A 2,101-nucleotide genomic window follows, 5' to 3' on the forward strand; every position below is an offset into this window, starting at 1 on the left:
AGCCGCCGGCGATTCACGTCAGCGCCGCCCGCCAGGAGCGCGCGTGGCTGTTCTCCGTGCGCGACAACGGCATCGGGATACGCCCCGAGGACCACGAGCGGATCTTCGCGATCTTCCAGCGCCTCGACGCGCACAGCCACACCGCCGCAGAGGGCACGGGCGTCGGCCTGGCCATCTGCAAGAAGATCGTCGACCATCACGGCGGGCGCATCTGGGTGCAGTCGCAGCCGGGCCAGGGCAGCACGTTCCTGTTCACCATCGCCGATCGCGACGGGTAAAACGCGATTGCGGATTTCGGATTTCGGATTGCGGATTACTCTTCGTGGGTCGCTATGGCTGTGCGCTGAGCCAAAGAAGTTGGGCCACAGAGACAGAGGCTGTTGCATAATTTATCCTTCATGCGTTTTGGCCCCAGAGGGGCCTTCGTGCTTAGCCCAGGGCGCAGGGCGAGCGAAGCGAGCCCAAGCCCTGGGAATGATGCGTAGATTCATCGAGCCCCGGAGGGGCGGCCGTGACGATGGCAGACCAACGCAGCCCCGCTGAAGCCGTGCGATAATCCGCTATTCACTTCGCCCTTGAGGGTGCTTTCCTATCATGTAAGAGAGCCCAAAGAGGGTGGATCATGGCAGACCGTTTAGAGGAGCCGGCCCGGCAGTTGGCGGACTCGATCGCTCATCTGGCCATCAGGGAACGCTCGGCGCTGTGGCGGTACAATGTCGCCGTGGTGAGCGCCGCGGCGGCGCTGGGGGCGAGATTTCTGTTCGAACCCTGGCTGGGCGGGCACGCCCCCTACGTGACGTACATGGTGGCGGTGGCCGCCACCGTGTGGCTGGCGGGGTTCTGGCCGGCGCTGCTGACGGCGGCGCTGGGAATCCCCGGGGCGATGATCTTTCTTAGGGATAGCCCCTACCCGTGGACTGCCCACATCATCGGCATGGCCATTTACGTGATGGCAATGGTGGCGATCGCGTCGCTGGGAAGAAGCATGCGCGTGGCGCGGGCCAAGGCGCAGGAGGCGGCCGACGAGGCGCGGCTCGGGCAGGAAGAAGCAGCCTTGGCCTGGCGGGAGTGGGAGCAGACTTTCGACACGATCCCGGACCTCATCGCGATCATCGACACCTCGCACAAAATCGTCAGGGCCAACCGGGCGATGGCCGCTCGCCTGAAGATCAACGCCTCCGCCTGTCCCGGCCTGGCGTGCCATCACGCCGTGCATGACTTGGACGCGCCGATCCAGAAGTGCCCGCACGCGCTGGCGATGGCCGACGGATGCGAGCACGTCGCCGAGGTGTACGAGGAACGCCTGGGCGGGCACTTCCTGATCAGTTGCACCCCGATGCGGGACGACGCCGGCCGCATGATCGGCACGGTCCACGTCGCTCGCGACATTACCGAGCGTATCGAGGCCGAAGAGGAGCTGCGCCGCAGCGAGTTGTTCTATCGCCAGACGCTCGAATCGATCCCGGGCATGGTCTTCACCACCCGCGCAGACGGCTACTGCGACTACCAGAGCCAGCAGTGGGTCGACTATACCGGCGTTCCGATGGATGAACACATGGGCAGCGGATGGAGCAAGCTGCTGCACCCCGACGATCAGCCTCGGGCCCTGCAGGCGTGGAACGATGCCGTGGCAGAGCGGGCGCCCTACGACCTGGAATATCGCGTGCGGCGCCACGACGGACAGTATGAATGGTTCCACGTCCGCGCCAGGCCCATCCGCGACCTTTCGGGGCGCGTCGTCCGGTGGTTCGGTGTGGTCACCAATGTCGAGCAGTTCCGGCGATCGCAGGCGGCGCTGCAGGAAAGCCGCCGGCACCTCCAGGCCCAGGCGGTGGAGCTGACCCGCTCGAACCAGGACCTTGAGGAGTTCGCCCACGTCGCCAGCCACGACCTCAAGGAGCCCCTGGGCGTCATGACGATGTACCTGGCGCTGCTGAGAAAGAAGCACGCCGCCGCTCTCGATGAAGAGGCCCGCCAGTTCATCGGTCATGCCGTCGACGCGGTGGGGCGGATGGGGCGGTTGATCAACGATCTGCTGGCGTACTCGCGCGTCGGGCGAAAGACCGAGGGCTTCACGCCCACCGACATGGAAGACGTGCTG

Annotated in this window: 2 protein-coding genes; both read left to right on the forward strand. The window is 65.6% G+C overall.

Annotated elements, in window-relative coordinates:
• A partial coding sequence (locus ABFD92_05610) for an ATP-binding protein (GenBank protein ID MEN6503995.1) occupies positions 1–278 on the forward strand: 278 nt, incomplete at its 5' end.
• A gap of 344 nt (positions 279–622) precedes the next feature.
• A partial coding sequence (locus ABFD92_05615) for a PAS domain-containing protein (GenBank protein ID MEN6503996.1) occupies positions 623–2,101 on the forward strand: 1,479 nt, incomplete at its 3' end.

Source organism: Planctomycetaceae bacterium, from assembly GCA_039680605.1.
Classification (GTDB): Bacteria; Planctomycetota; Phycisphaerae; order SM23-33; family SM23-33; genus JAJFUU01.